The 24,818-nt window shown below is 43.0% G+C and carries 24 protein-coding genes and 1 tRNA gene; 12 read left to right on the top strand and 13 right to left on the bottom strand.

What is annotated here, in order from left to right:
* Positions 1-7: 7 nt before the first annotated feature.
* The 6 genes from HC026_RS06740 to HC026_RS06765 form a co-directional block, all read right to left on the bottom strand.
* Positions 8-1,234, bottom strand: coding sequence for a PDZ domain-containing protein (locus HC026_RS06740; RefSeq protein ID WP_168925229.1), 1,227 nt, complete (start codon positions 1,232-1,234; stop codon positions 8-10).
* Between the two features lie 28 nt (positions 1,235-1,262).
* Positions 1,263-2,351, bottom strand: a complete 1,089-nt coding sequence (locus HC026_RS06745) for a serine hydrolase (protein WP_168925230.1) — start codon at positions 2,349-2,351, stop codon at positions 1,263-1,265.
* Positions 2,352-2,603: 252 nt separating this feature from the next.
* Positions 2,604-3,083, bottom strand: a complete 480-nt coding sequence (locus HC026_RS06750; RefSeq protein WP_168925231.1) for a GNAT family N-acetyltransferase — start codon at positions 3,081-3,083, stop codon at positions 2,604-2,606.
* A gap of 496 nt (positions 3,084-3,579) precedes the next feature.
* Entirely contained in the window at positions 3,580-4,428 is an 849-nt protein-coding gene (locus tag HC026_RS06755; protein WP_168925232.1) for an alpha/beta hydrolase, read from the bottom strand.
* Positions 4,429-4,956: 528 nt separating this feature from the next.
* Positions 4,957-5,697 carry an amino acid ABC transporter ATP-binding protein gene (locus tag HC026_RS06760; RefSeq protein WP_168925233.1) on the bottom strand — a complete coding sequence of 247 codons (741 nt, stop codon included), beginning with the start codon at positions 5,695-5,697 and terminating at the stop codon, positions 4,957-4,959.
* A gap of 29 nt (positions 5,698-5,726) precedes the next feature.
* Entirely contained in the window at positions 5,727-6,443 is a 717-nt protein-coding gene (locus HC026_RS06765) for a gamma-glutamyl-gamma-aminobutyrate hydrolase family protein (RefSeq protein WP_168925234.1), read from the bottom strand.
* A gap of 242 nt (positions 6,444-6,685) precedes the next feature.
* Between HC026_RS06765 and HC026_RS06770 the strand changes: the two genes are divergently transcribed.
* Positions 6,686-8,140, top strand: coding sequence for an ABC transporter substrate-binding protein/permease (locus HC026_RS06770; protein WP_168925235.1), 1,455 nt, complete (start codon positions 6,686-6,688; stop codon positions 8,138-8,140).
* A 124-nt stretch (positions 8,141-8,264) separates the two neighbouring features.
* Here HC026_RS06770 and HC026_RS06775 read toward each other — a convergent pair whose 3' ends face one another.
* On the bottom strand, positions 8,265-9,038 hold the full coding sequence (locus HC026_RS06775) for an SDR family NAD(P)-dependent oxidoreductase (RefSeq protein ID WP_168925236.1): 774 nt from the start codon (positions 9,036-9,038) through the stop codon (positions 8,265-8,267).
* Positions 9,039-9,143: 105 nt separating this feature from the next.
* On the opposite strand from HC026_RS06775, the gene HC026_RS06780 reads away from it, so the two are divergent.
* The 4 genes from HC026_RS06780 to HC026_RS06795 all read left to right on the top strand — a co-directional run bounded on the left by HC026_RS06780 (position 9,144) and on the right by HC026_RS06795 (position 11,632).
* The gene (locus HC026_RS06780) at positions 9,144-9,989 is read left to right on the top strand and encodes an SDR family oxidoreductase (RefSeq protein WP_168925237.1); all 846 of its coding nucleotides are present in this window, start codon (positions 9,144-9,146) and stop codon (positions 9,987-9,989) included.
* A 354-nt stretch (positions 9,990-10,343) separates the two neighbouring features.
* Positions 10,344-10,772 (top strand): hypothetical protein, encoded by a 429-nt coding sequence (locus HC026_RS06785; RefSeq protein WP_168925238.1) that lies wholly within the window; start codon positions 10,344-10,346, stop codon positions 10,770-10,772.
* A gap of 283 nt (positions 10,773-11,055) precedes the next feature.
* A complete protein-coding gene (locus tag HC026_RS06790; RefSeq protein WP_168925239.1) occupies positions 11,056-11,328 on the top strand; it encodes a type II toxin-antitoxin system Phd/YefM family antitoxin in 273 nt (90 codons plus the stop codon).
* On the top strand, positions 11,318-11,632 hold the full coding sequence (locus HC026_RS06795) for a Txe/YoeB family addiction module toxin (RefSeq protein WP_168925240.1): 315 nt from the start codon (positions 11,318-11,320) through the stop codon (positions 11,630-11,632). The genes HC026_RS06790 and HC026_RS06795 overlap by 11 nt, the downstream gene beginning before the upstream one ends.
* 188 nt (positions 11,633-11,820) lie before the next feature.
* Here the strand turns inward: HC026_RS06795 and HC026_RS06800 are convergent.
* The 3 genes from HC026_RS06800 to HC026_RS06810 form a co-directional block, all read right to left on the bottom strand.
* Positions 11,821-11,892, bottom strand: a tRNA-Arg gene (locus tag HC026_RS06800).
* A gap of 166 nt (positions 11,893-12,058) precedes the next feature.
* Complete coding sequence (locus tag HC026_RS06805) at positions 12,059-13,570, bottom strand: DUF5776 domain-containing protein (protein WP_168925241.1); 1,512 nt, start codon at positions 13,568-13,570, stop codon at positions 12,059-12,061.
* Positions 13,571-13,728: 158 nt separating this feature from the next.
* Positions 13,729-14,055 carry a hypothetical protein gene (locus tag HC026_RS06810; RefSeq protein WP_168925242.1) on the bottom strand — a complete coding sequence of 109 codons (327 nt, stop codon included), beginning with the start codon at positions 14,053-14,055 and terminating at the stop codon, positions 13,729-13,731.
* A 250-nt stretch (positions 14,056-14,305) separates the two neighbouring features.
* Here HC026_RS06810 and thrC point away from each other — a divergent pair, with 250 nt between their 5' ends.
* The 3 genes from thrC (at position 14,306) to HC026_RS06825 (ending at position 17,173) form a co-directional block, all read left to right on the top strand.
* Entirely contained in the window at positions 14,306-15,802 is a 1,497-nt protein-coding gene (gene thrC / locus HC026_RS06815; RefSeq protein ID WP_168925243.1) for a threonine synthase, read from the top strand.
* 74 nt (positions 15,803-15,876) lie between these two features.
* Positions 15,877-16,371, top strand: a complete 495-nt coding sequence (locus HC026_RS06820) for a MarR family winged helix-turn-helix transcriptional regulator (protein WP_240890976.1) — start codon at positions 15,877-15,879, stop codon at positions 16,369-16,371.
* Between the two features lie 160 nt (positions 16,372-16,531).
* Positions 16,532-17,173 carry an NAD(P)H-hydrate epimerase gene (locus HC026_RS06825; protein WP_168925244.1) on the top strand — a complete coding sequence of 214 codons (642 nt, stop codon included), beginning with the start codon at positions 16,532-16,534 and terminating at the stop codon, positions 17,171-17,173.
* Positions 17,174-17,236: 63 nt separating this feature from the next.
* On the opposite strand, the gene HC026_RS06830 is transcribed toward HC026_RS06825, so the two are convergent.
* Positions 17,237-18,571, bottom strand: coding sequence for a M20 family metallopeptidase (locus tag HC026_RS06830; protein ID WP_168925245.1), 1,335 nt, complete (start codon positions 18,569-18,571; stop codon positions 17,237-17,239).
* Between the two features lie 456 nt (positions 18,572-19,027).
* Positions 19,028-20,545, bottom strand: a complete 1,518-nt coding sequence (locus tag HC026_RS06835; protein ID WP_168925246.1) for a YfcC family protein — start codon at positions 20,543-20,545, stop codon at positions 19,028-19,030.
* A gap of 236 nt (positions 20,546-20,781) precedes the next feature.
* On the opposite strand from HC026_RS06835, the gene HC026_RS06840 reads away from it, so the two are divergent.
* Positions 20,782-21,336: a M15 family metallopeptidase gene (locus tag HC026_RS06840; RefSeq protein ID WP_168925247.1), complete on the top strand. Its 555-nt coding sequence runs from the start codon at positions 20,782-20,784 to the stop codon at positions 21,334-21,336.
* A gap of 222 nt (positions 21,337-21,558) precedes the next feature.
* Here the strand turns inward: HC026_RS06840 and HC026_RS06845 are convergent, their stop codons facing one another.
* Complete coding sequence (locus HC026_RS06845) at positions 21,559-22,203, bottom strand: LVIS_2131 family protein (protein WP_168925248.1); 645 nt, start codon at positions 22,201-22,203, stop codon at positions 21,559-21,561.
* Between the two features lie 175 nt (positions 22,204-22,378).
* On the opposite strand from HC026_RS06845, the gene HC026_RS06850 reads away from it, so the two are divergent.
* The 3 genes from HC026_RS06850 to HC026_RS06860 all read left to right on the top strand — a co-directional run bounded on the left by HC026_RS06850 (position 22,379) and on the right by HC026_RS06860 (position 24,637).
* Positions 22,379-23,263, top strand: coding sequence for a linear amide C-N hydrolase (locus tag HC026_RS06850; RefSeq protein ID WP_168925249.1), 885 nt, complete (start codon positions 22,379-22,381; stop codon positions 23,261-23,263).
* A 334-nt stretch (positions 23,264-23,597) separates the two neighbouring features.
* On the top strand, positions 23,598-24,068 hold the full coding sequence (locus HC026_RS06855; RefSeq protein WP_168925250.1) for a C40 family peptidase: 471 nt from the start codon (positions 23,598-23,600) through the stop codon (positions 24,066-24,068).
* Between the two features lie 236 nt (positions 24,069-24,304).
* Complete coding sequence (locus HC026_RS06860) at positions 24,305-24,637, top strand: ATP cone domain-containing protein (RefSeq protein WP_168925251.1); 333 nt, start codon at positions 24,305-24,307, stop codon at positions 24,635-24,637.
* Positions 24,638-24,818 lie beyond the last annotated feature (181 nt).

Below are 24,818 nucleotides of genomic sequence, written 5' to 3' on the forward strand. Positions count from 1 at the left end.
ATCCCCCCTAGTATTCAACCAATGACACGTCGGTACTCTTCAAATGACCGCTCTTAGTCACATAATCAACCGTGACAGAATCGCCATCCGAATAATCGCTGGTAATCTGGTCGATGCTATGCTCGGTACCAACCGTTTCGTCATCGATCCGGCAAATGACATCACCCGGTTTAAGATCACTATCGCTGGCCGAACTGTCGTCTTCGATGCTGGTGATCACCATACCGATTTCCTTATCGTTATTGTGAGTTCGGATACTATAACCCTTAACCCCAAAGTCAATATCAGTATCGCCATCGCCTGATGGATTCTTAAAGTCTTGCATATCACCTGTGTTGACATCGTTATGGGACAAGTTCAGCTTGATACGATGAGTGGATCCATCCTTCATCTTGACTGTTGCCTCGGAACCTAACTCGATTTGTTTCATAGCGTTATCCATGCTGTCATTACCAATAACTGATGATTTAACAGGATATTGGTCAATCCCGACAATCACGTTACTGTCGTCCCAACCGCCATCATCAACGGTACTCAACCCGGCTTTGGCTGCAGGACCATCATCCATTTCATCAATCAAAATCACTCCGGCACCGTATGGTAAATCACCACGTAGGGCACCGATGGAAGGATAATTGCCAGAAGTAGCAGCCTTAGCCAAGGCATTAGCTTTAGCCGTCTTCTTTTGAATCAAAGTAGCCGTTTGACCCGCCAATGATTGCAGACCAGCAACCGAAACGTTCAAGCCAACGGCATCTTTTTGCTGATAGTAGGTCTGACTCAGTTGCGTCAATGAATCAGCATCCTTCTTTGAAGTAGCCGGGAAGCTAGATTTATTTTTCAAGCCATCCAGCTTCTTTTCGGTTTGACCTGCCAACTTGTTTTGCTTATCGAGCTCCGACTGATTAGTTTTGGCTAGCTGCGTTTTAGCTTGCTTAAGCAACCTTTCAAACTGTTTGCGATTAAGTCGTTTTTCAAGCTGAGCATCCGTTGTTTTATCCCCTGTACCAGGTAACTCATCTTGTAATTTTTGCGCCGCACCAGTTTTAACCAGTGGATTATATAACACCAGTTTCCGTGCTTGCGCAATATCGCTTGCGAAGGCTTTTTTCGTTTGTTGATGTTGGTAAAAGACGAAGCCACCCGCAACAACAACGATGACGATGAGTGCTGAAATCCCCCACGTCATTAATGCGTTCTTAGATGATTTTTGACTGTTTGATCGATTTGGCATAGCCATATTCCCCCCTAAACTTTCTAAATTATTGTTGAACCATCCAATTTGTCACGTTTGCCCCTAATCGAGCAATCGCAGCTACCTGACTGTCAGTTTGCTCTTCACTCGCATTTTGTGGCGTCTGACCATCACCGTCTAACTCAATCAAGGCGGCAATCATAAACACATGGCCCTGATACTTGATAATTGCCATATCGTTTTCAACGCCACGATAGTTGGACTCGCCACTCTTGTTCCAACAGATAGCCCCTTTTGGTAACTTCGCCGGTAGTTTCGTCCGGTTCTCGGTTTTGAGCATTGGCGTTAACATTGCCTGATCAGTGGTAGCATCGATCAAGTGTCCACGATAAATGGCCCTCAATGTCTGCACGGCCTCCCAAGCGTTGATTCGATTAGTTTTACCATTATTAATATTTGAAATATCCATCATCTTCCGTTCAAGATTGGAATAATGAGTGGGACCAATAACGGTTGAAATCGTTTGGTCAACGCCCTTGAATCCGCCTAACCGATCGATCAAAACATTAGTGGCAATGTTATCACTCTTTTCAATCATCAGTTTTACCAGTTGTTTTAACGTGTATTGGGTCCCAACTGGCTTGTGTAACAAAATACCCGAGCCGGAAACCTTATCAGTCTTCTGCAACGTATAACGGTCAGATGCATGAATCGTGCCCTTCTGCAGCTCCTGATAATAACGAATTAAAATGAATAATTTAATGGTTGAAGCTGATGACTGTGCGTGGCCCGGCGACCAATTCGTCATGTACGCTTGTTGGCTGCCATCCAGCGATGTCACTGCCACTGTCCACTTAGCAGGACCATGCGTGCCTGGCTGAATGCCTCGCATTGATTGGTTGATGACGTTAACCAGTCCCGTTGAACTGTGCGTGCCCACCCAATCTTGACTCCCGCCACCAGTTGACAGCTTAAGCTGTGGTACGTGAACGTGTTGCGGATCTGCTGTCTTTTGGGGCTGTTTGCTGTCCGCGTTCTGACTAGTTTGTGGATCACCATTGGCATGTGCCGCTGTCTTTGCGTGGTTATTAGTGCCACAGCCAGTCAGAAGCACAGAAAGCGCCAGTGTCCCAAGTATGTAAAATTTTGTCTTCATAAGTGCCATCCATCCCTAAAACATATGCTTTAATGCTAGCATAACTAGGATTCTTAATAAATAGTTAATTTTCATATAATATAATTAATTATTTTGCTAACAAAATTCAATCCAAAGTTAACGATTGGTTATATTGATATTAATTTGGATTTAATCCAACGAAAACACATTGGCTAATTAATAATAGAAAAAATCGCACGTTAAACTGGTTATAACCAGTTTAGCGTGCGATCCTATTTATAAGGATTACGTTTATTTCAAATCCTTAACATACCAAGCATTACATGCCTCATGCGACGGCTGATCTCCCAGCGGTTCATCAAGCTGCTTGAACCCAACGTGCTGGTAAAGGCCACGGGCTGCTTTATAGTTCAAAAAGGTTTCAATATAGAATTTTTCATAGCCGTATTCCTTAGCCGTTTTCTCCGCTAAGGTTTCTAATTGATGGCCGATATGATGACCGCGCGCAGCAGGTGATAAGTATAATTTCTGGAATTCGGCCGTATTGGGATAGGTAAATGGTCCTAATCCAGCACCGCCGACCAATTCACCATCGACTTCTGCCACCCAATATTTAGCTTTGTCCAACTGGGCATAATGTTCAGCTAAATGGTCTAAGACTTGATCATAATATGGCGAGCCTGGGACGTCGTTACCGTACTCCCGAATAGCAGATTGAATGATCGCTTTTAGTGGTTGATTATCCTTTGGTTCAATTGGACGAATTTTCATAAATATTCTCTCCCTATGGGTGTTTGATGGCGCCAAAATCTAAGTTATTTAAATCAATTTGTTTTGTATTTAAATTTAATAGTTGTTGCCGGCAAGTCGAAGTTAAAAATCAACTGAAGGCCATTTATTCTAAAGAAACGTGCTATAATGCTACTTGGGGCGAAGAGCAGTCCCGAGAGAGAAAGCCATAGGATGTGGAAAAGTTCACTAGGCTATAACCAAGGCGTGTGTAAATTACACGTCTTTTTCTTTTGTCAATTTCACTTCTCAGAACTGACATGTTCTGGAAAAAATCAACTAACTGCAACCAACAAGTACTTTAAAGGAAGGAGGCAATCATGGAAAACTTTTCAAATGGTTTTGACTGCCTATTCAGTTGCATGAGTAGCTGTATCACGCTTATTGTGACTCTCGCAATTGCTGGAGTGGTACTTTGGATCAGTATTGCAACAATTATTGGGATTGTTACACAATAATCACGCATTAGGAGAAATGGTTACAAGTTCTTCCCTAAGAACGTCAAAACAATCTGAATCACTTCCGGCTGTAAGAAATCTGCATCGAGATGTCGAGCACCATCCAACTCATATAGATCAGCAGTCATATCATGAGCAATCAGATCGTTGTAAAACTCTTCGTCATCTTGCAACGGCGCCACATCGTCATTGGTACCGTGTAGTAATAGGAAAGAAACGTCTTGTCCATGGATAAAACTCCGCGGATTGGCTTTTGCCACCAATGCCGGATTGTCCTCTGGTTCACAGTCCAATAATTTATCATAAATGTAGTCCAGCGTATCCGTCTGGGAACGTTGCTTAGCGGTCAGTGGACTCACGATGCCACACCACGGAATGGCGACTTTCACATCACTATTCTGATATAGATAGTTACCCTTTTCATACTCCTGGATCCCGCCGGTTAAAGCAACCATGCTGGCTAAATGCCCTCCAGCTGACTCGCCCATAGCTGTTGTACGCTGGGGATCAATGCCATAATGTTTGGCGTGCGCTTTAATATAGCGAATAGCTGCTTTGGCGTCTTCTAATTGAGCTGGCCAGTGTGCTTGATCACTCGTACGATATTCGACGCTCACCACAACGTACCCAGCACGGACAAAATCAACTAAATTGGGTAGCCGGCCAGTGTGATCAACAGTGACCCAGCCACCACCGCAAAACCAAAAGATAACTGGTAATGGATGTGACGGGCTTTCGAAGGGTCGAAGAACTGACAAATGTAAATCAACTTCCGTATGCTCATCTTGGGTGAATACGCGCGCATAAGTGACGTCAGTATCTTGCCAAACTGCTGGACGTGTTGCTGAAACTGTAATCTGTTTCTTCATTCCGACTGATCACCTCGATGTAAATTATGTAGTTGATACTAGTTTATCATGAGATCAATTTAATTTTGGGACATTATCTAGTTATGTCCCGTCTTTTTTTTGCGTGAGCTGTAATGTGTATAGGTTAACTCTTCTTCACATGGTACAATTTTAAATGTTGCCTAACCCATACCGCAACGGTTGGGAGGTGTATACAGTGCTTAACTTTTTAATTGCCCCACTTGTGGTTTCGATTATATCGATCTGGTTTGCGGATTGGCTAGACCGTAAGCACCGCAAGTAAATTTTCTAGGCAACACTAGCCCACCCCGTCTATCAACGTAAAAAAGCCTTAGCAGTGGCAGCTGCTAAGGCTTTTGGTGTATATAGTGCTACTTTTTTAATTGCAACTTTATTATATCATGTCTCCAGCCTGCCGCAAGTTTTAGGCCTGAATTGAGACCTAACTGGGACAATCAATCTTTAAATGTAAAGACATAAAAGCAATTATCAACAGTAATCTTCCTATAAGACTTAACTTTCCATCTATTAATGCGTAATAATCTTTGCCAAGAACTGCCGTGCCCGCTCATTCTCAGGTTGGCCATTGAAGAAGTGCTCCTTGCTATCGTCTTCCAGAATGTGACCATCCGCCATAAAAATAACCCGGTTGGCCACTTCTCTAGCAAAGCCCATTTCGTGAGTCACCACTAGCATGGTCATGTCAGAGTCTCTAGCGATATCTTTCATAACGTTGAGCACATCATCAATCATTTCAGGGTCCAAGGCACTAGTTGGTTCGTCAAATAATAATGCCTTAGGATGCATGGCTAACGACCGGGCAATGGCGATTCGTTGCTGTTGCCCACCAGAAAGTTGTGAAGGCAGCTTGGCAGCTTGATCAACGAGTCCGACCTGATCCAGCAAGTCCATGGCAACCTTTTTATTCTCTTCTTCTGGCCGTTTCAATACCATCCGTGGCGCCAACATGATATTTTCCAAAATGGTTTTGTTAGCGTACAGGTTAAAGTGTTGAAACACCATGCCCACATTTTTACGGATCCGGTTCATATCCGTGGATTTATTGGCCAGATCTTGACCGTTAACAATTAATTGCCCCCTTTGAATGGTCTCCAGTCCATTGATTGTTCGAATGAGGGTAGATTTTCCGGAACCAGATGGCCCGATCAACACCACTGTTTCGCCACTTTCAATCGTCAGGTTAATATCATGTAAAGCATGAAAATCGCCATAGTACTTTTCAACATTATGAAATTCAATCATCGACATATTGCTACCTCCATTCCGTACCTTTTCAGTTACTGAGCACGTTCAATAAAATAATCAAATATAGCGTTAAACTCCGGTGTTGTTTTGAACATCCGCTCCGGGTGGAATTGCACACCCACCACGTTTCCGTCTGAAGATCCAATGGCCTCAATCACGTTATCATCACTTTTTGCCACTGCGGTTAACCCATCTCCCAGCTCATGAATGGCCTGATGATGGAAAGTATTGACCAGAAAACGGTGTCCTAACAACCTATCCAACCACGATCCGGCTATTGTCGTCACGTGCTGGGTTGGAATTTCCCAAGACGTTGGTAACTGATTGTGTTTTTCGGTGGCACCCATTTGCGAGTAGATGTCCTGATATAACGTGCCGTTCAACGCGACATTGATGACTTGAGACCCCCGGCAGATGCCTAGGATTGGTTTGCGTGCGGCAATTGCTGCTTTAACTAATGCGATTTCAAACCGGTCACGATACACATCCGTATCGGTCACTTCTCGAAGTGGTTCCGTCCCATACAAAACCGGCGTCACTCCTTGGCCACCAGCTAACAGCAAGCCATCCACCATTTCGATGTAAGTTGCTGCCTCACTTGGATCCCCGATCGGTAAAACCACTGGCGTTCCACCAGCGTGACGAACAGCATCCACGTAATCAATTTGGATATAGTCAAAATAGTTCGTGTCTAGCGTTTTTGTTGGATGAATCATATGGTTACTTGCAATACCAATTTTTACAGTCAAATGCAGTCCCTCTCTTCATGAATAGTTTTTAGATTACAGAGTTAATAATCAGAATAATTACAGTTTTTTTGAATGAATATTACTCACTAGATTAAAATATACTAATTATTTTCTAATCTGTCAACAATCTACAATTCACGCGTTTTTAGATGAATATTCAAGCTTTTATTTGAAGTAACACCGCTTTTAATTTCTATTTAGCCGTGCTATAGTATGTAAAAAACGTCAGGGATGTGAATTTGATGAGAAAAAACTTGATTAAATTATCACTTGTATTTGTTTGTTTATTCGCTTTCACCCTACTTTTTCCGGGCCAAGCTAAAGCGGCTGATCACTATACGATTGGAACAGGTCCAACTTTCATGCCTTTCCAAATTCAGGATAATAAGGGTGGCTACACCGGAAAACATCCGGGATTAGAGATTGAAATTTTCAAAGCCATTGCCAAAAAGGAACATTTTACCTATACCTTTAAACCCATGGAACTGACCGCCAACATCACTGCTCTGGAAGGCAACCAGACAGACGGCGTCCTCGCCGCTCTGATGATCACCCCTGAACGGAAAGAAAAAATGGACTTTTCCGATTCCTACTTAAATGTCGGGTTGACCTTGGCCGCTCCAACTAAGAGTAAAATTAACAGCTGGTCTGATTTAAAGGGGAAGACCGTTGCCGTTAAAGCCGGGTCTACCTCTGAAGCCTTCGCCGAGTCCATGCAAAAGAAGTACGGCTTTCAACTACGACGTTTTAAGGATAGTAATACCGAATTAAACGATGTGCTGGTGGGCAACACTGTGGCAGCTGTCGATTCTACTGCAACTGTCGAATCCGCCATCAAAAATAAAATGAAACTTCACCTCGTTGGTAAAGCCTACAATAAAAACCCAGTTGCCTTTGCAGTTAAAAAGGGAACTCACAAGAAGTTACTGCAGCAATTTAACACGGGCTTAAAAGCCATTAAAGCAGATGGAACCTACAATAAAATTATGACTACCTACCTTGGCAAGAACAGTACCGTTACTGGTGCCACTAAAGTGGATCGTTCCTTCATTGGTCTGCTGCGTCAAAACGCCGACTCATTTATTAGTGGTATCACGATGACTATTGAAATCACCGTGTTAGCCATCATTTTTGCCACCATTATTGGTGTGATTCTCGGCGTCTTAGGCACGGTTCCTAGTAAAACGCTCCGAGCCATCTCGAGCACATACGCTTTCATCTTCAAGAGTATTCCCGTTATGGTGCTCGCCTTCTTCGTTTACATCGGGCTGCCAGATTTGACCGGTCAAAAAATTCCTTTATTCATCGCTGGGGTTGTGACCATCACGCTAGAAAACAGCGCCTATACAGCGTCTTTCGTTAGCGGGGGAATTGAAGCTGTTCCAAGCGGGCAAATGGAAGCTGCCCGTGCCTGTGGGATGTCTTACTTTGACACCATGCGCCAGATTGTTCTTCCACAAGCGGTTCGAATCATGGTGCCATCCTTCATCAACCAGTTCATTATCGCCCTCAAGGGTACTTCCGTTCTGTCCGCTATTGGGGTTGCTGAACTGACCCAACAAGGAACCATCATCATCGCCAAGAACATGGAAGGTTTCAAGGTCTGGTTCTTGATCGCCATGATGTACCTGATTCTGATTGCCATCTTAACTTACCTCTCTAACGCGGTTAAGAAGCACTATCAACTGGCAGATTAAACTACTAACAAATAAAATGGCTTCACTCCGGAATTTTTCTGGGGTGAAGCCATTTCTTTATACGAATTAAAATTCTCCTGCAAAACTACTTATTTAAAGAATAAATGAAAACAGCAGCCAATCACTAAGCGTTCTTAAAGTTTGGATTCTCCTTAAACATTTCCCAAACTTTTTCTGTCATTTCTTGATTCTCCTGCTTAGTTGCACGTAACTGCGTCCATGAGGTGTCGTAGGTGATTTCTGGTAAATCATTACCAAGCTGCTCGATAACGGCGGAAACAAATTCATTCAGATCAGTACCATATGTGTGTTCACCGCTACCACCAAGGTTAGTATTGACAGCTGGTGGCAAAATCTCAAATACGGCGGTGTCAGTATGATCTAGCTGCAGCCGCAACGATTGAGTGAAGCCATGAACGGCATTCTTGGATGCCGTGTAAATTGGCACCCACGCTCCAACTGTGATCACCAAGCCTGAGGAAACATTGATAATGGCGCTGTCTTTATGACTGGTAATCAGCGGCAGCAGCAACATGGTTAGATGTAATGGTGCCTCAAAGTTAATCGCAAATTCTTGGCGATACCAATCCCACGATTGACGATTATTTCCATTTAGAAGATTGATCCAACGCTGGATACCAGCATTATTAATCAATACATCTAACTGACTATAGTTGACCTGAACCCAATCAGCTAAGCGTTGACGTTCGCTATCATCGCTCAAATCAGCTTTGAACGTTTTCAGTGCTGGAAGTTCTTTTTTGGCGTGATCAATATTTTCTTGACTATAATCGACGACTAAAACTTCATTTCCTAAATCGACCAATTTCTGTGCCAGACCAAAACCTATCCCTGTAGTTCCACCGGTAATTAACACATGATGATTAACAAGTTTCATGATGGTGACCTCCTAAAAGATATTGTTTATCCAAGTGCATAGTATCACAAATTAGGTGCATATGCACTTAATTTGTGATACTATTTTGGTGAGGAGATGATAATCATGATTATTGTGACATCCGCTGCCGGTCATACAGGTTCGATTATTGTAAAGTATCTCGTTGATAAAGGTTACCCGGTTACCGCAACTGACATTAATCCCAAAGTTGCCGATTTACCGGGAATCCAAGATTCGATTGTTGGCGATTTGACTGATTTATCAGTTCAACACAAGGTGATTGATGCTGCCGACGTACTGGTTTATATTCCGCCGCTGTTCTCTGCCGAAGAAGCGTTAATTGGTAAATCATTAATTGATTTAGCCGCCGCAAAGCCATTACAGCAATTTGTCTTCGTATCGGTTACTCACCCCATTTTAAGCTCATTATTACAGCATATTGCTAAACGGGACGTCGAGGAACATCTCATTTACACCGGAATGTCGACTCAGCTCCCATATACGATTTTGCAACCGATGCACTATATGCATAACTTTGACCCCAACCAGGTAAAGAAGACGGGCGAGTACCAAATTTTCTATAGTTTGGACGGCCGCGTTGCTTACGTCGATCCTTTAGACGTATCAGAAGTTGTCGAAAAGGTTATTGCTGATCCAAAGAAACATAACAAGGCAACCTACGAATTGGTGGGTACGCAGCCTTACACACCCAAACAATTAGTCACTATGTTTAATGCCTATACTGGACTCAACGCAAAGGCTAGTTACATCTCACCAGACCAATTTCTTGATCAGATTGGTGCGCAAGATTTGTACTTCAGGGCTGGATTCCATCAGTTAGCTGATAGCTATAGCCAGTGGGGATTAGATGGCAATCCAAATGTCTTAACCATGTTACTGGGCAGAAAACCGCACAGTTTTGAGGATTATCTTAAGCGGGAATTGGGATAGTACTTTGCGCGGTGCATAAGATCAGGTTTGTTTAAATTAATCAAGTTAAAAATATAGCGACAGATTTTCTAAAAATTGAAAATCCGTCGCTATGTTAGTATTCACAACAAATAATGCTGGGCAGACAATTGTGCAGTGACACTATTCCAGCCATAAATTTTGGAAACCGAGTTTTACACTGATACGAAATCAGCTAATAATATTACATTGAAAAGGTCAAAATAATGGAATAATAAACAACCATTGGGGCAGTATGGTCGGTTGTTAACTATGCCGCCTGACAGTTTTGTAAAAGGCATATATCTAAATATAAATCACAATGGTATACTTTTATTCAATTAGGGGGGGACTATTATGAAAAACAAAATCATTAAAAGTATCATAACGATTACTGTAGGTTTAACCGTTGTCGGGAGCGGATCAGTTTCAGTCAATGCTGCCAGCTGGCATAAAGGAACGCCTAAGTCACTTCAAGGGAAGTGGCAAGCTCAATGGTATACTCGGGATGGGGGGCCAACTAAATACTTGAAGGTCATTCGGACTAGCATCAGCAAGAAAAACGTTAACTCATACGAAACCGGCTATATCAAAGGGAAACGAGGATCATCTGATATGTCCAGGCCGATTGCTATGAATGCCAAATACAAATATCTTGGCAAGCACACTTACCAAATTACTGGTAAAGCGCTTTCGACGACTTACACTTTCAAAGCTAAATGGTACAGCCATAATAAAATCAAAATCAGCGATAAGTACGAGACCCATTACTTCCATCGTTACTAATTTAATCAAAACCAGCTCAAGTAAAAAATCCAATGGTTACCCTACTATTTGGGCAACCATTGGATTTTTTCAAACAGACATAACACAATAATTCATAAAAACATGGCTGTATTATCGTCAAAGAAAGCAACTTATTAATATCTGTCCCCTATTCGAAACTAAGTTGCAAGAAGATTATAATGAAGTCCAACCAGAATTACTTCAGTTAACAGCTAAGTTCATTCGATTGACGTACGCATTCACGTACTGATATAATTAACTTACTAAGATAGAGGTGATTACGATGGAAAAAATTGTTAATCCAACTAAAGCTCGTTCAAACCTATACGCCCTTATTAAAATGACAAATCAAGATTCGCACCCAGTTATTATTGCTGGTGCTGATGAAGAACGCAGCGCAGTATTAATGAGCAAAAAAGATTATGATGCCATGCAAGAAACCATGTCTTTAATTATGAATGGTCAATTACAAGACGCCATCGCTAGACAAAATGACAAAAACGACGAAGAAGTCGATCTAGATCAAATGATTCGAGAGATTGACAATGAAAAATAATTGGCAGATCAAGATTAAGTCATCCGCAAAAAGTGACTTAAAAAAGGTGCTTCAGAGTCCGTTGCGCAATGCATTTATAGCAATCGAAAAGGTATTAGCTACTAATCCCTATGAACCAGTACAATCATTTGAAAAATTAACACCACCTGGTGCTGGCTTCTATTCCCGCCGAATAAACAGTCAGCACCGTGTTGTCTATACAATTGATCAAAAATTAAAAACGGTTACAATCCATTCTTGCTGGTCCCATTACGAATCTGGTACACTTGATTGGCGCGGAAAGTCACCAGCTCGACGTCATTAATCTTACATTTAGAAATCGCCAAAAAATAGAACTGAAAAGCACTGATTTAACGGTGTTTATCAGTGCTAGTTTTCTAAACACACTCATTAATTAACAACCAAAAGTCACCAAAAATGTCACCAGTAAAATACAGCTTGATCAAGAATCGCTATATATCAGCGTTTGTACCGCATATAATACTCATATTATGCGCCCCCCGAGAGTCGAACTCGGATCATGAGGACCGAAATCTCATGTGCTATCCATTACACTAAGGGCGCTCAACATAACTATGATAGCGGTGTTTCCCAAGGATTTCAAGTATTGTAGTAGGCTACCATCCGTCCACACTCAGCTTCAGAGAGCGAAAAGTCCGCATCCCATCAACAAATGGAATGCGGACTTTTCATATTAATTTTTAAATACTATCTTGCTACAAGCTTTCAATTAATAACGTCCAGCAATCACAAACTTTTTGTTGGTCGTGAAATATTGGCCGTTACTCATAATATAGCGAGTAGTCAAATTGTGCTTCACAATTTTAACGACTTTTAGATGAGTCCCCTTCTTGTAGTGCTTTACTTTGTTGGTTAAATTAACTTTTCGATACGAGTTAATGCCATGGGTCGCAATTACTGTAACCGTCTTAGAAGCTGGCAAGGAGCTGTAGTATACTGGCACAACATAGTCCTTATTAGCTGTGATATACCCCTTCTTACCATCCGTCTTCTTGGTGTGATTGACATCACGCACGATATATCGAACTGCACCATTCTTTGAACGGGTATACCCCGTGACAACAAACATTGGCCGGTTAATTCGCTTCTGTTTAGGATAGTAGATCTTACGATACTTGGTAGCAAAATCCCGTTTTGAATACATGTAAATACTCTTTACCGCATAAACGGCTTGCCCCTTCCGGACACTTGTACCGGGAACAACCGTACCTGAGCCAGAAGTTGTCGTCACAGCTTGCGATGGTGCTGTGGCACTATCATTGCCGTTGTTAGGAACAGTCTGTGTCGAGTTATCGATCGGTGTTGAGGACGAATCGCCACCAGTAGGCGGAGTTAACGTTGAGCCACCCGTAGTTCCTGAATTATTTGTTGGCTTGGTATAAGTTGTATCAAACGAGTAATCTGGGAAGAAAGTCCCAGTTCTATCTTGGTAGCCCTGCATAACTTCCGTGTTTAGATTCGATGTCATCGTATCAGTGGCGCCATCGCTAGCTTTGTGCACCACTTTAAATGACCCTAATTTATCCAAAGTGATGGTATATGGACCAACCACGATTGGCTGATCAATACCTTGATCCGTCACCGTCGTTTTAGTGGCATCGTCTGCCGGCTTAATGTTGACATCATATTCATTATGGGTCAACGCACTGTTTTTACCGATTAATCCATCGTCGGATAAACTGGTGACGGTTGGCTTTGTATTGGTTTTGACGTAGGCTGTCGCAGTCGTCACCTTTTCCGTCTTAGGATCAAAGGTCAGGCTAATCATATCGCCATTCGGTGACATCCGGGTAAATCCAGTGAGTTGGCTGTACACATCTTTAGGATGTTCATCTGGGCTTTGACTGACCCGCGTCACATCGCCATTTCCACGAAGCACATAGTTAAGCTCGTAGGTCTGATTCCCGCCCATTAAGGCGATATCTTGTGTGTAAGCACCATAATAGTCGTCGGTATCACCAACAACAAACTTAGCTCGAGCTAAATAGTCGGACTTAGTGTAGCGCTCGACTGTATAAGTTGAAGTATCCGGATTAATCGATTTATATAGCACTGGATATTTAATCTCACTATCAGATTTTGTGACTGTGGCCGCTAACACTACTGATTCACTCATCTGACTAACCGGGCTTAATCCATTAAAATTAAAAATTAAGCCAGCGGTTAATGCCGTCACGCCAATCCCTAATAGCGCACTTAATTTGACTGCTCTTTTTTGCATAGTATCCTCCTCCAATTGTGACTGCCCTAACGTAGACCATTCACAACTCGAGTATAGGTATGAACATATAACTTTACAAGTTTTGGATACTAATTTCTCAAAAGAAAAAGAGTAGAACACTAATCAGCGTTCTACTCTATATAGAAAGAAAATTCAAATTAACGCATGCCGGCTATTTTTGCCGCTGCTTCCTGCAAATATAAGAAACAGGCATCATTGCTGGCTTTAAAATCATTCACGAATGAATCAGTTTGCGGCGTAATGGTCTCAACTGGTTGTTTCATGATATCGATTACTTCAATGTTTTCATCTTGCCACTGAGCTGAATCATAGTGGCCTTCTTCGGCGAACTCTAAATAAGCCTGAAATGAGGCTAACACTGTATCTTTAATCACGTCGGCAACTGTAACGGTTTCACCGTTTGCTTGACGCCGGGTAACTTCTTTTTCGACTTCTGCCATGGTTTCCGGAACTTCAATTTCCATGAGTGAATCCTCTTTTCGTCATAGTCTTCAAGCCATTTTAGCATGATACGTTGTAAAAGACCTGTTAAATTTCTTTGAAGAATCGTTTCGCTGTAAATCATCTTAACAATCATTAGCACTAAAGGAAAGTGATGGTTACTTTCCGATGTAGAAAAATGAACGATAAATTAAAATCTCCTCTGTAATTTCTCATTAAATCAGGTAAACTAGTCATAAAGAGACTCAATTCAGATGAAAAAAGGAGACAATCATGACACTCTTATATCGCAGTACCCGTGGAGACGCCAGTGACGTCTTAACTGCATCCGCCGCCATTCTACAAGGATTAAGCCCAGACGGTGGCCTTTACGTGCCAACTGAAGCACCCCAACTTGATTTGGATTTACAGCAATTACCAACCATGGCCTATCAAGAAGTAGCTTTTAAAGTACTGAAAGCTTTCTTGACCGACTTTACAGACTCGGAGATTCGAGATTGTGTCAACGCAGCTTACGATGATAAATTCGATGACCAGTTGATTGCCCCCGTCAGTCACCATGGCGATGATTATTACCTGGAGTTATTCCATGGCGCCACGATTGCTTTCAAGGATCTGGCATTATCAATCTTGCCTCACCTGATGACCACGGCTGCCAAGAAGAATCATTTCAAAAAAGAAATTGTGATCCTCACCGCAACCTCTGGCGATACCGGTAAGGCCGCCATGGCCGGTTTCGCAGATGTTCCCGGCACGAAAATTATCGTCTTTTATCCTAGCCAAGGCGTCAGTGCGATCCAAAAACAGCAAATGATTACCCAAGTGGGTGAAAATACTTACGTGGTAGCAATCAACGGTAACTTTGATCAGGCACAGACCAATGTTAAGGAAATCTTCAATGATCAGGAGTTCCAAGCTCAGTTGGCTACTCACGGCTTCCAGTTCTCATCGGCTAATTCGATTAACATTGGTCGTCTGGTTCCTCAAGTGGCTTATTACTTTTACGCATACGGGCAACTGGTGAAGCAAAACGCCATTAAAAATGGTGACACAATCAACTTTACGGTACCCACTGGTAATTTTGGCGATATCTTAGCGGGTTATTATGCTAAACAGCTGGGCTTACCAGTTAACCGACTGATTTGTGCTTCCAACCAGAACAATGTTTTGACCGATTTCTTCAAAACGGGTTATTACGACCGGATCCGGCCATTCTTCACCACAACTTCACCATCCATGGATATTCTGGTCTCCAGCAATTTGGAACGGCTGGTTTTCCATGCAACCGGTGAAGATGCAACTCAAACCGCTGCATACATGCATGAACTTGAAAAACTTGGCCACTATCAAGTAAAACCGGCTGTGCTCCAACAGTTGCAGACCGTCTTTTCGGCCGATTTTGCCAGTAGTGATGATGACCGACAGGCAATTGCTAACGTCTTCAACCAGACCAAGTTTGCCATCGACCCGCATACCGCGGTTGCCAAGGCTGTGGCTGACAAATACCGCCAGACAACTAACGATGCTCACCCAATGGTCATCGTATCAACCGCCAGTCCTTATAAGTTCCCTAACGCCGTACTCAGCGCCATTGAAGGCCACGACGTCGAAGTTGACGGTCTGAAGGCGGTTAAGCGGCTGCAAGAACACATCAACGTACCGCTGCCTAAAGCAATTCAAGCCCTCTTTGATGCTAAAGTTCGCCACAATACCACGGTTCAACCTGATGAAATGCAGGCAGCTATCACGAGAATTTTAAAAATTGACTAAGTAAAGCTATTCAAATTATATAAAGACAGTTATACTTTAATAGTCAAATGCTTAAGTTACCGAGGTGAAAGTTAGTGGCAGAACTCAAGAAAGATTATTTAACCGTTTCAACTTACAGTGCGATTCTTCATCGTCAACTCCAACGTGATATGAACCAACTGCTGATCAAGGATAAGTTACCCGTCAATATTACTGAGATGTATCTGATGGTCCTTATCCTCGAAAGCCAACCTATCAGTCAGCGTCGGGCATCTACCACTTTGGCCGTTGATGAAGGTTTGATGAAACGGATGGTCAAACACTTAACTGCGCTTGGTTTAATCCATAAAGAAGCCTCCGCCAAAGACAAACGGGTTAAAGAACTAACCCTTACTGAAGATGGTAAAGAATTGCTGGATTATGGGTTGTCCCAAGTTGAGAAATGGTGGGACTCTATCGCACCGGACTTAAAAGATATCGATATCAACCACTTAGGACGCGAACTTTTCGATATTTCGAGAGTCGTGCTGTCAGACCGGCACCAAATTCCATTAAAGAACGATGTTGTTGATCCGAAAGTTAAAAAATAATCTACCATTTTATAATCAATTAAAAATTCCGCTGCGATTAACGAAAATCGTCAACGGAATTTTTTGCTTCTTCTAGAGGCGCCCCATTTCTGACTAGTATTTTACGCCAGAAACGACTACGCTAGATTTGAAATAAACTAACTAAGGAGTGGTTATTAACATGGCACGAACAGTAAGCATCGCTCAGGCACGTCAGGGTGACTCACATACAATTCAAGAAATTGGAATTCCATCGTTAGTTTTGATGGAGCGGGCGGCGCTAGGCGCAACAGGGCGGCTATTAAATGGCAACTTTGATCTCACTAATGTGCTGATTTTTGCTGGTACTGGCAATAACGGCGGTGACGGTCTGGCGATTGCGCGGATGCTACACGTTCGTGATGTCAAAGTCACTGTCATGCTAACGGGAGCAGAAGACCACACTTCCACGGAAACAGCACAGCAACTTAAGATCTTGCACTATTACAAGATCCCAGTGATGCCTGCTAGTACTGACCTCGCTGACTACACAACCATTGTTGACGCAATCTTTGGGATTGGTTTGGATCGACCGGTTGAGGGTAAATTTGCCGATTGGATTGACGCTATTAACGCCTCATCCGCTAGAGTCTTTAGCGTTGACGTCCCATCTGGCTTAAACGCCGATACTGGTGAGCCTCAAGGCGCCACGGTTAAAGCAACTGCCACGAGTTCATTTGCATACGCCAAAAAGGGATTCGTTACTGAATCAGGTAAACAGTATACTGGCCAATTATTTGTGGAGGATATCGGTGTTTATCTGGATGATCATTATGAAGCTTAACTAGTTCAAATCAAAAGGACTGAGAAACGGCTATGATAACCAGTTTCTCAGTCCTTTTATTGACTATTTGCTTACAATTGCCTTAATTGCCGCAGCATAAATGTCCATCGCGGTGAACATTTTTTCCAATTCCCACTGTTCATCAACCTGATGCATGTAGTCCGTTACATCGGGCAGCATCGCACCGAATGCCACACACTGATTCATCGTCCGAGCATAAGTGGCTCCGCCAGAAACCTGTGGCTCAGTCGTATCACCCGTAACTTCGCGATAAACTGTCATTAATTTTTCAACTAACTCACTATCTTTCGGTACGTATAACGGTGCTAAATAATCAAAGTCTTCGTAACGATAACCATATCCGTCAATCTTTTGAGTCATTTTCTCAATCAATTCATCGTGATCCACGGTTACTGGAATTCGCATATCAACTTGCATTCGCGTTTCTTCTGGACTTACTTCGATGTTTGAAATATTGACGGTCAAATGACCGGAGGCGCTATCGGCCACGTCACCTACTAGATTGGCACCGGTGGCATCTTCTTTGAAGCACCGTCCAATCAGTCCTAGTGGCCCATCTGGGAACACTTTGTCTAACGCCATCGCTAATCGCAACACTGCGTTGGTCCCTTCTGGCGCCAGCATTGCGTGCACGGATTTACCGGTGACTGTAATCCCCTCGTCATCCGTTTCATAGCCAAAGCCGAATGCATCAAGTGCTGGCTTAACCGCTTCCAACTTTGGCCCATTATATTTAGCTTTAGCAGGAACAGCATTGAAGGCGTTTTGCATTTTAAGGCTAAATTCAGTGCTGCCCGGCCCCACAAAGTAGGATTGCTGTAACCCTTTTTCCGCATAAGTCACCGGGAACTCAGAGTCAGGTGCAATCCCATGAGTGATGGGTTCTTCATTTTTCTGATAAACAGCAATGCCGCGCCAAAGGGTCTCTTCGTCAGTCCCGAAAATAAACCGGATTCGTTCTTTAAACGTTACGCCGGCATCCATCAGCGCTTTAACAGCATAGAGGGCAGCTACTGACGGTCCTTTATCATCCTGGACGCCGCGCCCGTACATCACGCCGTTTTCAACGGTGAGATCAAAGGGGTCATAACTCCAGTCAGCAATGTCTCCGGCAGGCACAACGTCTACGTGACCGAGAATGCCAAAGATGTCCATACCTTCACCAACTTCGGCATAACCGTAATGGCCTTCGGGATCCGTATAGGTCTTAAAGCCGAGCTCATCACAGATTGTCATCATTTCATCTAATGCATCTCTGATGGGTTGCCCAAATGGCGCACCTGGAGCTGGGTCAGTGGTGCTTGAAGGATGTTTGACTAGTCGTTTGAGGGCCTCTATTGCAGCTTTTTGGTGGGTTGCTTTGATTTCGGTTTGCATGTGGGTGCCTCCTTTTTTGTTGGTGGATTTTTTATATAGAATGTTTTCGTGTTTTTGCTGTTTGAGGTTATATTGCCTAATCAGGCTACAACAAGCAGAGACTTGCACCTAAGCCAATACCGGTATAAATCCAAGATCGGGATTTTTACCGGCATCAGCTTAGGCTCCAGTCTCTAACCGCTTGTTTGCGCACCTTGCCTAATCGGGCTACAACAAGCAGAGAACTGCATGTAAGGGACAGCCACCTAAAATCCAAGTTCGGGATTTTTGGCGCCCGTCCCTTACACTCCGCTCTCTAAGTGCTTTTTTTTGCACCTTGCTTGTTTCCTCACCTTTTCTTAATCGGGCTCCTACAGGCAGAGACTTGCACCTAAGCCAATACCGGTATAAATCCAAAACCGGGATTTTTACCGGCATCAGCTTAGGCTCCAGTCTCTAACCGCCTGTATACGCACCTTACAAAATTGCCAATATTCCAAGAAATACACTCGTCACAACGAACAGGTAAATCATCAGCTTAGCAATCCACTTCCACCAAACGCTAATGTTGATGTGAGCAATTGCCAAGGCCCCCATTACAACACCTGAAGTTGGGGTAATTAAGTTTACCCAACCGGATGCTGCTTGGTACGCCGTGATAACTACGCTGCCATCCACGCCGGCGAATTTACCCATTGGGCCGATAATGCCCATGGTTGCAGACGCTAACCCTGACGTTGACGGAATCAGGAAGGACATCGGGATGTAGAAAATGTACGTGATGATAATGAAGACACTTTCTGAGAGACCCTTCAGTCCCATTTCACCCCAATGCAGTACTGTATCGGTGATTAAGCCATCGTTCATAACCACTTGAATTCCACGAGCCACAGCCACGATGATCGCCACACTCAGGAACTCTGCCATCCCGCCAATGAAGGCATTAATGAAATCTGCTTCCTTCATCTTGTAGACGAACATCACGACAACTGACATTAACAAGAACAACATGGTAATTTCTGAGAAGTACCAGTCACCCATTGGCACCATATCGCTCCCCAAAATATTACCGATAACTGGAATACTTGCTAACCACTTCGTTGCACTTTCAAAGAACGTCCATTTATCGTTGATCGTGCTCCAAGGAATCAAGCCGATAATCATCAGCAGGAAGGTCAACCCAAACAGTGCCAGAACACCCTTTTGCCGACCCGTCATGGTACCAGCGTCATCCGCATCGTCCACGGAGAAACGGTCCAAATCTTCTTGCCGCTGTTCAAATACAGCGGACTTACTCGGATCTTTTTCAACCTTGGATGCATAGCGATATACATACCAGATACCTAATACCAAGGTGATCACTAACAGTGCTAACCGAGGAAAAATTCCCTGACCCATGGATAAGTCAAGCGTCTGGCTAGCCACCCCGGTTGCAAATGGGTTCACGGTAGATGCCAGCACACCAATTTGTGAGCCAACTAAAATGATGGCCACGGCAGTCAGCGAATCAAACCCAACGCCAATCATTACCGGAATCAGTAATGGGTAAAAAGCGATGGTTTCTTCCGCCATCCCGTAAGTCGTTCCACCTAATGCAAACAAAATCATCAGAATTGGAATCAAGCGTTTTTCTTTACCCTTATATCGACGGACGACAGCACCAATCCCGTCATCCAGGGCCTTGGTTTTATTAACGACGCCAAGGAAACCACCGATTACCAGAATAAATAGTGAAATCGAGATTGCGCCCTCAGTATGGTCGTTACCGATCATGCCGTATACTGGCGCCATAAAGACATCCCAGATACCTTGCGGGTTAGCGGTAACTGACTTATAAGTATGCGCAATAATATTGCCGGCCTTATCGGTGTTATACGCTCCCGCTGGAATAACCCAGGTAAGAACTGCCACTAAGGTAATAATCATGAATAAAATCGTGTAGGCTGACGGCATTTTAAACCGTCTTTTTTTTGGTTCCGTTTTAGGTGCTTGCATCGTCCTCATCTCCTTATTACTAATCTTTTTACAATTTTTAGTTTATCGGAGATAAGTAACCAAATTATGACCATTCTTTGAAAATTTCTAATTTTCTATTAATTGTGAGCATAAATCTTTACTTATTGGTCTAAATCAAACAATTAACGTCGCCCACCAATTGCGAAATATCGGTTCCCAGCAGTATTGGTATATGCTATAATCCACTTGAAACTGCTACCCTAGGAGGGATTTTGATGATTGAAGAAGGCTATATGAACATTCAAGATGCTGATCCAGACATTATTGTTGACCTTAAATACGCGACTACTGATAATTTTACCGGTCGCGTCATTTACGACTTTACGACCGCGATTGCTCGAATTGGTACAGCAAAAAAGCTTGGCAAGGCCGCTAAAGCATTAAAGCAACAGGGCTACCGAATCAAAGTTTGGGACGCTTACCGGCCAACAGCGGCTCAGGAAAAACTATTCGAAGTTGTCTCCAACCCAACTTGGGTGGCTAAACCAGATCCGAATTACTCCCATCAAAAAGGGGTCACTTTTGACCTCACCTTAACTGACTTAGAGGATAACGAAATCGAAATGCAATCTGGCTTTGATGATTTCACTGGAAAAGCTGTCCGCGACTATCCACGAACCCCCGCTCAAGAAAAGAATTTTCAAACCTTAGTGAAGGCGATGACTGACGCCGGCTTTGTCGGCTATGAAAACGAGTGGTGGGATTACCGTGATACGAATATGGATGATTACGGTCCGTTAGATGCCAATCCAAACGACTTTTCTCATTGATAAAAAATTGAGCTATATATTAAACATTCACCGCAAAACTGACTATACTATTCCATGGTGATTACCACCTCCAAACGATCAGCTCAAGTACGTGGCTCCGCAGAGATGCGACCAGGCTTGACCATGGTGATTACCCCCAATCTGCTAAAGGATTGGAACTGAGTTAACTCAAAAAAACACCGCCCTTTATGTGAAGGACGGTGCTTTTAGTTTCTACATATGTTATTGCTCATTATCGTGTGTCACTTGCTTAACAAATGAATGATCTGGCACTCGAATCAACGTGAAGCGGTTAGCTAGTCGACCGGCGTGAAGGCCAATACCATTTAAGAAATTCTTCTTATAAGTGGTCTCCACAACGCCAACCCAGGCTTTTTGATGATTTTTTTCCATCTGACCAACTTTCTTCATATCCCACTTATAGGATGAAGCAACCAGGTTGATTGGATGACTCCCAGTTGAAACGGTTGCGCTGTCACCAGGGACGATGTCTTTTTCACCCTCCGTATAGAAAGTATAATATTGGGCTGGCTTACGGCCATTACCCGTTTTAACAGTCACATAATCTGAACTATTAGTCGCACTGGTATCTAAGACTAGCGGTTTGTAATGGTAAGCCACCGTGACCCGATTAGGATTAAGCTGCTGTACGTCCTGAAATAAGGTGGCATAGCTCATCCCCCACAGACCAAGCAAGAAGATCACGAGTTCAACACCAGATTTAGTGATGTTTTGCCATGACCAGGAACGTTTCTCCGTAACCAAAAGCTTCAGCCGGCGAACCCGCATGTCGTGCACCATCCAAATTAAGTAGATTAATAGTAGGAGCCATAGCCCCATACCAACTAAATTCCATGCTGATTTCATGTCAATTTCTCCCATTCTTATCCATGATTTAACGCTTTTGTCACTATGTCCTACCTAGAGTCGCGCTTAACTTTCCTTTAGGTTATCTAAAATGAGGTTTGAAAACAAGTCTTTATGTAGAAATGTTTCACTAGCCTATAATGGCATTATACAACATATCTAGGGGGCTTTTGAAATGTGCACCAGTCTTACATTAACCGCAGCCGATGGCACACACCTGTTGGCAAGAACGATGGACTTTCCTAACGTTGATCCTTGGCAGCCGACAATTCTTGAAGTTGGTACTAATTGGCAGCCAATTTTTGGTGAAAGCCACGCTACTCAGTACCGCATAGTTGGCTCAGCTCGCCATTTAAACGGCCATTATCTTTTTGGGGATGGATTAAACAGTGCAGGATTGGCCTGTGCTGAACTCTATTTTCCAAATCGGACTCACTATTTTGACGAGCCGCAAGCCGAAAAGACTAACCTGACACCACAGGATTTAATTTTGTGGGTGCTCAGTCAGCACAGTACGATTGCCGAAGTTGCCGCCGACCTTCCTAACGTTGCTCTCGTTGGTAAAATCTGGTACGCAGAAAATAAAGTCTACCCATTCCACTGGCTATTGGCAGATAAAACCGGAGCAACTGCCGTCTTAGAACCAACGACCCTGTCCTTGAAGCTAATCAGCGATCCGCTGAACGTATTAACTAATACACCCGAATTAGCCGACCACCTACAGCGCGTTAATCAATTTTTAAGTACTGATAACGTGCACGTGAAGGACGCTGCCAAACGCTGGCTTGATGAACATCGGCCTCTACCAGAGGGGCCAATTCCCACGAATCGTTTCATTAGAACAACCATTAACCTCTGGGGGCAGCCACAACCAGCAACGGCAGCAACAGCCGTTTCAAGGGCAAGCTCAATTCTTGATCAAGTCATTATCCCAAGGCAAACCGGTAAACAACCTGCCAATCATAATTTTACTCACTACATTGGTATCATTGATATGACCCATCTTCAGTATTTACAATTGCCAACTGACGCAACACCAAAATCTAAAATTAACCTCTGATTTTCAGCAAATGATGTTTAAAACCCGCAATTTAATTTTAAAATTGCGGGTTTTTTACGTTATTTTGCAGAAATTCCCCTGAATTTCCAGGCTTTGTTACAGTCTTGCAACAAACAATGAGAGCCTGTTATAACAGCGTTTAGTCATGGAAAGGGTCGTTTTCTGACTGCAAAAATTACGACCCTGTCGTTTTCATTAATCTAATAGATAATTCACTGAAACACTACTGTAATCTCCAATTGATACACTTAGTCTCGTTGAATTGATTAAGATAAATTTAAAATTTAAAAAAACGTTATTCGACTACATATCAAAAAGGGGATATTTCAAAATTATGAAGAAATGGTTCGTTAAACTCGCATTAACCGCAATCGCAGTACTTGGCTTTACAATTGCTACTAACATGACTCACAGCACCACAGCAAAAGCTGACACACCATCTTACTCAAAGATTTATAAGGTTGCCAAAAACCAACTTGGCAAACCATACGGCTGGGGTTCAACTGGTCCTTCACGCTTTGACTGCTCAGGTTTAACTTCATACGTTTACAAGAAGGGCGCTTCAAAGGCCATTCCACGGACTGCCCAAGCACAATACAACAAGCTGAAAAAAGTTAAGTACGCCCACGCTAAGAAGGGTGACTTGGTATTCTTCGGTGGCAGCAAGCACAGTATCAGTCACGTTGGGATGTACATCGGTAATGGTAAGATGATTGATTCTCAAAACCGCGGTGTGATCATCGAATCCGTTAAAGCACCCTGGTGGCATCATGTTGGTACTGCTCGAGTAACCGACTTAGACTAATTTAAACGAATATCCCTAGCCCCGATTGCCAAACTGGCAATCGGGGCTTTTTGCATATGACGACTTTCTGTTTCTAGCAAATTTTTCTATCAAAAAAATAAGACAACACTCTGTTAGTTCTTAAAAAGCGATATCTACCATATCTGGTAGAAAAATAATTAAGTTATGCTATATATTGTTGCTTTTTTCAAACAGATGTTCTACGATTAACATATTGATAAAAAGGAGACTTAGCCGTGAACAAACAAAAACCGCAACAGTCACATATTCAGATTACGGTTCACTTTGTGGAAAAGCAAAACGGGAAAAAAGCGGTGTTTGATGCGCGCAAGATTCTACGGAGCTTGAACCACTTGACGCACGATGACCGTCTGATTCGCCGCATCAACGCACTTGTGCTCGCCCAAATTGCCGGTTATTCTCAGATTGATACAGCAACGATTCGCCAGCTGGTCATTTCAACTTTGAATCTGCTGGATCACCCTGAACTGGCAAAACGCTATGACGAGTACCATCCTTCCGCCACTAAACAAGACCAGTTTAAGCAACTATCATTCTTTAACTTTTAAAAAAGCACCCCTGCCCGTTGTGGTTGGGGTTTTTATATTTCTGCAGACTAAAAAACGCTATCCAAAATGGATAACGTTTTTTGGTTCTACAATATCTGTTGTTGGTAATAGATTTTATCTATTACTGATAACAGATTTTTTGTTACACTACTATTTAATAAAAAAACGGGCATTCCCGCCC

This window comes from Secundilactobacillus angelensis (genome assembly GCF_012641075.1).
GTDB lineage: Bacteria > Bacillota > Bacilli > Lactobacillales > Lactobacillaceae > Secundilactobacillus > Secundilactobacillus angelensis.

Excerpts from the sequence above, each read along its gene's own strand:
- HC026_RS06775 (WP_168925236.1), bottom strand. The coding sequence starts at position 9,038 with ATGAAACTTGTTAATCATCATGTGTTAATTACCGGTGGAACTACAGGG.
- HC026_RS06770 (WP_168925235.1), top strand. The coding sequence starts at position 6,686 with ATGAGAAAAAACTTGATTAAATTATCACTTGTATTTGTTTGTTTATTC.
- HC026_RS06750 (WP_168925231.1), bottom strand. The coding sequence starts at position 3,083 with ATGAAAATTCGTCCAATTGAACCAAAGGATAATCAACCACTAAAAGCG.
- HC026_RS06755 (WP_168925232.1), bottom strand. The coding sequence starts at position 4,428 with ATGAAGAAACAGATTACAGTTTCAGCAACACGTCCAGCAGTTTGGCAA.
- HC026_RS06855 (WP_168925250.1), top strand. The coding sequence starts at position 23,598 with ATGAAGAAATGGTTCGTTAAACTCGCATTAACCGCAATCGCAGTACTT.
- HC026_RS06830 (WP_168925245.1), bottom strand. The coding sequence starts at position 18,571 with ATGCAAACCGAAATCAAAGCAACCCACCAAAAAGCTGCAATAGAGGCC.
- HC026_RS06795 (WP_168925240.1), top strand. The coding sequence starts at position 11,318 with ATGAAAAATAATTGGCAGATCAAGATTAAGTCATCCGCAAAAAGTGAC.
- HC026_RS06850 (WP_168925249.1), top strand. The coding sequence starts at position 22,379 with ATGTGCACCAGTCTTACATTAACCGCAGCCGATGGCACACACCTGTTG.
- HC026_RS06745 (WP_168925230.1), bottom strand. The coding sequence starts at position 2,351 with ATGAAGACAAAATTTTACATACTTGGGACACTGGCGCTTTCTGTGCTT.
- HC026_RS06780 (WP_168925237.1), top strand. The coding sequence starts at position 9,144 with ATGATTATTGTGACATCCGCTGCCGGTCATACAGGTTCGATTATTGTA.
- HC026_RS06760 (WP_168925233.1), bottom strand. The coding sequence starts at position 5,697 with ATGTCGATGATTGAATTTCATAATGTTGAAAAGTACTATGGCGATTTT.
- HC026_RS06810 (WP_168925242.1), bottom strand. The coding sequence starts at position 14,055 with ATGGAAATTGAAGTTCCGGAAACCATGGCAGAAGTCGAAAAAGAAGTT.
- HC026_RS06825 (WP_168925244.1), top strand. The coding sequence starts at position 16,532 with ATGGCACGAACAGTAAGCATCGCTCAGGCACGTCAGGGTGACTCACAT.
- HC026_RS06790 (WP_168925239.1), top strand. The coding sequence starts at position 11,056 with ATGGAAAAAATTGTTAATCCAACTAAAGCTCGTTCAAACCTATACGCC.
- HC026_RS06840 (WP_168925247.1), top strand. The coding sequence starts at position 20,782 with ATGATTGAAGAAGGCTATATGAACATTCAAGATGCTGATCCAGACATT.
- HC026_RS06845 (WP_168925248.1), bottom strand. The coding sequence starts at position 22,203 with ATGAAATCAGCATGGAATTTAGTTGGTATGGGGCTATGGCTCCTACTA.
- thrC (WP_168925243.1), top strand. The coding sequence starts at position 14,306 with ATGACACTCTTATATCGCAGTACCCGTGGAGACGCCAGTGACGTCTTA.
- HC026_RS06835 (WP_168925246.1), bottom strand. The coding sequence starts at position 20,545 with ATGCAAGCACCTAAAACGGAACCAAAAAAAAGACGGTTTAAAATGCCG.
- HC026_RS06740 (WP_168925229.1), bottom strand. The coding sequence starts at position 1,234 with ATGCCAAATCGATCAAACAGTCAAAAATCATCTAAGAACGCATTAATG.
- HC026_RS06805 (WP_168925241.1), bottom strand. The coding sequence starts at position 13,570 with ATGCAAAAAAGAGCAGTCAAATTAAGTGCGCTATTAGGGATTGGCGTG.
- HC026_RS06785 (WP_168925238.1), top strand. The coding sequence starts at position 10,344 with ATGAAAAACAAAATCATTAAAAGTATCATAACGATTACTGTAGGTTTA.